Genomic DNA, 4,625 nt, shown 5'->3' with positions numbered 1-4,625 from the left:
GGGATTGGAGCGAAGGTTGTCTGACTCAGGATTAAACTGATTACATTGATTACGCTGATTTGATTACTTTGGATTTTTGAGGATTTGGGGAGATAGAAGCGGATGTTTGTTGTTATTTTAGTTTTGTTTTTTAGGGATTTTTGGAAGATTTGGACAAATTGAGGGTTTGTTGTAGCCGGTAGGTGGCGTTTGGTTGGGTGGAGATGGGTTATCAATTTATTCAGATAGATCATCATTTTGCAAGGTAGGTTACAGCACGGACTCAGTTAAACTGATGTGTTCTTACAACAAACAGGTTTGTTGACCACTGATATAGCAATGGCGCATTGACAGGTTATTATTATTGTCAATGCGCCATTTTATATTCACCATTTAAAATAAAGGTCGCTAACTGAGTTGGATATCAATAAATATTGTTAGTCAATTGCTCTATATCTTCCGAAAATCTATAAAAAACAAAATCAATAACAAAATATCGGCTTCAATCTCCTCAAATCCTTTAAAAATCCAAAGTAATCAAATCAGCGTAATCAGTGTAATCAGCATAATCCTGAGTCAGACAACATCCGCTTCAATCTCCCCAAATCCTCAAAAATCCAAAGTAATCAAATCAGCGTAATCAGTGTAATCAGTTTAATCCTGAGTCAGACAAAATCCGCTTAGTGCAGGAAATACCGGTACAGTAAAGCGGCAGCCGCAGCGCCAGCCAGGGGGCCAAGAATGGGAATCCATGCGTAGCTCCAGTCGCTGTTGCGTTTGCCGGGAATGGGCAGGAGGAAGTGCATGAGTCGTGGGCCGAGGTCCCTTGCAGGGTTGATGGCGTAGCCGGTGGGGCCGCCGAGCGACAGGCCGATGGCGAGCACTACGAAGGCTACAGGCAGTGCATCCAGTGAACCGATGCCGGCGGTAGGGCCGGTGATATATGAGATAGCCAGGATGAATACCATAGTGGCAATGAACTCTGTGAGGAAATTATACTTCGGGTTACGGATGGCTGGAATGGTGCAGAATACGCCCAGTTTGGTGTCTGCATCGGATGTTTCATCGAATTGCTTTTTGTAGGTGAGCCATACGAGGAGGGCGCCGAGCATGGCGCCGGCCATTTGTGCGGCTATATAGGCGGGAACATCTTCCCAGGGAAATTTCCCTTGCAGCGCCTGTGCAAAAGTAACAGCAGGGTTGAGGTGGGCGCCGCTGTATTTAGCGGTGGCATATACCCCGATGAATACGGCCATGGCCCATCCCATGGTGATAACGATCCAGCCGCCCTGGTTGCCTTTGGATTTGTTGAGGATTACGCTGGCTACTACACCATCGCCCAATACGATGAGGAATGCGGTACCAACCAGTTCTGCTAAAAAAGGAGACATAAGGAGTATTGATATAATAAACGTGGATAAATGTTATTCTTCGGTCCATGCCTGGGCCGCCCTGATAGCGCGTTTCCATTCATTGCGCAACCGTTTGTTTTCCGAAGGTTCCATAGCAGCATCGAAAGTGGCGTCTATTTTCCATTGTTGGGCAATGGTTTCAATGCTGTCCCAGAAGCCGATGGCGAGCCCGGCAAGGTATGCGGCGCCCAGTGCGGTGGTTTCTGTGATGGTTGGGCGAACTACTTTTACATTGAGCAGATCGGCCTGGAATTGCATCAGCAGGTTGTTTTTTGTAGCGCCGCCATCAACTCTCAGTTCGCTGATGGGCATACCTGCATCTGCTTCCATGGCTTTCATAACGTCCATGGTTTGAAAGGCGATGCTATCGAGGGCAGCGCGGGCAATGTGGGCGGCAGTAGAACCACGGGTAAGGCCTACCATGGTGCCGCGTGCGTGCTGGTTCCAGTAAGGGGCGCCCAGGCCGGCAAATGCAGGCACCAGGTATACGCCGTCGCTGTGAGGCACGGTAGCCGCCAGCTTTTCCACATCGGCGGAGTGGCGGATAATACCAAGGCCATCACGGAGCCATTGTACAACGGCGCCGCCAATAAAAATGCTGCCTTCCAGGGCATAGGTGGTTTTACCATTGATTTTCCATGCAACAGTGGTAAGCAGGTTGTTTTTGGAAGGAATGGGTTTATCGCCGGTATTCAGCACCATAAAACAACCGGTGCCATAGGTATTTTTGAGCATGCCGGGTTGCGTGCATAACTGGCCGAACAAGGCGGCCTGCTGATCGCCGGCGATGCCAGCAATGGGAATACGGTAGGGGGTGAGGTTTGCTTCAGAGTAACCATACACTTCGCTGGATTGCTTCACTTCCGGCAACATGGAGGCAGGAATATCGAAGAGGTCCAGTAATTCCTGGTCCCATTGCATATCGTGAATGTTAAACAACAGCGTGCGTGATGCATTGCTTACGTCTGTGATATGGAGTTTGCCATTGGAGAAATTCCATACGAGCCAGCTGTCGACCGTGCCAAATGCGAGCTCCCCGTTGTCTGCTTTCCTGCGGGCGTCCGGCACGTTGTCGAGGATCCATTTTATTTTGGTACCGGAGAAGTAGGCGTCTATGCGCAGGCCGGTTTTATCCTTAACGAGTTGTTCTTTGCCTTCTTTGATAAGGGTATCGCAATAGGCAGCGGTGCGGCGGTCTTGCCATACAATGGCGTTGTGAATGGGTTTGCCGGTTCGTTTGTCCCACACGATGGTGGTTTCGCGTTGGTTGGTGATACCGATAGCGGCAATGTTTTCCCCGGTCACCCTTAATTTGAGTATTGCTTCGGCGGCCACGCTGGCCTGTGAAGTCCAGATTTCCATTGCATCATGTTCTACCCATCCGGGTTGGGGGAATATCTGTTTAAATTCTTTCTGGGCAACCGCTTTGATGCTGCCATCGTGGTCAAAAATAATGGCGCGGGAGCTGGTGGTACCCTGATCCAGCGAAAGAATATATTTTCCCATTAGCTTTTCATTTATATATTACGGGTTTACGTGGATATGAATGCTGAATTTAGATAAATTATCCAACAAAACGTGATCATCTCCCGGAGGGAAAAAAAATCCCCGGCGCAATTACTGCACCGGGGATACACCATCTAAAAAATATTGAGACTACATTTTCTTTGCGTCTTCCAGGAATTTAGCGAGACCGATATCTGTTAACGGATGTTTCAGCAGGCCGAGGATAGAATCTAACGGGCAAGTACATACGTCGGCGCCTACTTCCGCACATTTCACGATGTGAAGTGCGCTACGGATAGAGGCAGCCAGGATTTCGGTTTTGTAACCCTGTAAGCTGTAGATCTGAGCAATTTGAGCGATCAGTTCCACGCCATCCCAATTGGTATCGTCTATACGGCCAATGAAAGGGGAAACATAAGCAGCGCCTGCTTTGGCAGCCAGGATAGCCTGACCGGCAGAGAACACCAGGGTACAGTTGGTTCTGATACCATTGTCGGTAAACCATTTGATGGCTTTTACGCCATCTTTTATCATAGGCACTTTCACTACGATATTCGGGTGAATAGCGGCCAGTTTTTTACCTTCTTCAATGATAGAATTAAAATCGGTAGAGAGTACTTCTGCACTTACATCACCATCTACTATTTCGCAGATGTCTTCGTAATGTTTAATAATTGCAGCGTCGCCTTTGATACCTTCTTTGGCCATGAGAGAAGGATTGGTGGTTACACCATCCAAAACGCCAAGATCATGAGCTTCTTTGATTTGTGCCAGATTAGCTGTATCGATAAAGAATTTCATACTATGATAAATTAGTTGTCAGGAAATGAACCGTTTGTGGAGATGCTGTCATTAGTGAAAGAGGTGGAGAAAATAGCAACCAGAATACTATTGACAAGCAACTAATGACAATAAAAAAAGAAAAAAAGGCAAGTTACTTATATCGCACCGCTACAACCACCTACCCTTGCTACATTCCTGTCCTGGGGGAGTTCAGTAGGAGCTGGTCGTATAAGACTTGCCGGTTGCAAAGGTAAGATAATGCACTGAATATCCAAATATTAGAAATGGAAATGTTGAAACTTTTTTTAAAACCGTAGGAATACGTATTCTTTGAAGGTTAATACTGATTACGCTATGTAATGGGAAAAATTATATATATTTGGAAAGCGAACATATCCCAAATAGTATTGTCATTCATTTTTTAAACCACTTAAACCTCAATTATGGAAACAAGTTATGAAAGCAGCAGTGCCTTCGGCGCCATGTTCAGTGGCGTATTCTTAATTATCTGCCTTGTAATCGTCGTATTTTTTATTTTCTGCATGTGGAAGGTATTTGAGAAAGCCGGACAGGAAGGCTGGAAAGCAATTATCCCTATCTACAACATTTATGTGCTTACACAGATCATAGGTAAGCCATGGTATTGGGTGCTCCTGATGTGTATTCCTTACATCGGCGCCATCTGGGGTATCTGGGCAACCAACCTGCTCAGTAAAAGTTTCGGCAAAACAGAAGGGTTTACAGTGGGGCTGGTATTACTGCCTATTGTGTTTTACCCGATCCTGGCATTCGACCGTACTATCGTGTACAAAGGTCCTGCAGGCGATCCCACCCGTTTCAATAATGTAAATGACGATCTGAACTCGATAGGAAAAACGGCCTGATTAAAATAATTGTAATGAAGGAGGCGGCTGAGGTGATCAGCCGCCTTTTTTTATATCGAAG

At 46.4% G+C, this 4,625-nt stretch carries 4 protein-coding genes and 1 other RNA gene; 1 reads left to right on the top strand and 4 read right to left on the bottom strand.

Features of this window, described 5'->3' with window-relative positions:
• Nucleotides 1-659: 659 nt before the first annotated feature.
• From VN105_RS22715 to ffs, 4 genes are all read right to left on the bottom strand, one after another.
• Nucleotides 660-1,370, bottom strand: coding sequence for an MIP/aquaporin family protein (locus tag VN105_RS22715; protein ID WP_325644511.1), 711 nt, complete (start codon nucleotides 1,368-1,370; stop codon nucleotides 660-662).
• Nucleotides 1,371-1,403: 33 nt separating this feature from the next.
• A complete protein-coding gene (gene glpK, locus VN105_RS22710; RefSeq protein ID WP_325644509.1) occupies nucleotides 1,404-2,897 on the bottom strand; it encodes a glycerol kinase GlpK in 1,494 nt (497 codons plus the stop codon).
• 150 nt (nucleotides 2,898-3,047) lie between these two features.
• Entirely contained in the window at nucleotides 3,048-3,698 is a 651-nt protein-coding gene (gene fsa, locus VN105_RS22705) for a fructose-6-phosphate aldolase (RefSeq protein WP_142686038.1), read from the bottom strand.
• A 123-nt stretch (nucleotides 3,699-3,821) separates the two neighbouring features.
• An RNA gene (gene ffs / locus VN105_RS22700) (signal recognition particle sRNA small type) lies at nucleotides 3,822-3,921 on the bottom strand.
• Nucleotides 3,922-4,123: 202 nt separating this feature from the next.
• Between ffs and VN105_RS22695 the strand changes: the two genes are divergently transcribed.
• Nucleotides 4,124-4,564, top strand: coding sequence for a DUF5684 domain-containing protein (locus VN105_RS22695; protein ID WP_325644506.1), 441 nt, complete (start codon nucleotides 4,124-4,126; stop codon nucleotides 4,562-4,564).
• Nucleotides 4,565-4,625 lie beyond the last annotated feature (61 nt).

It is taken from the genome of Chitinophaga sp., from assembly GCF_035564935.1.
GTDB lineage: Bacteria > Bacteroidota > Bacteroidia > Chitinophagales > Chitinophagaceae > Chitinophaga.
The sequence above is the reverse complement of the archived record's forward strand: the minus strand, read 5'-3'. Positions and strand labels throughout refer to the sequence as shown.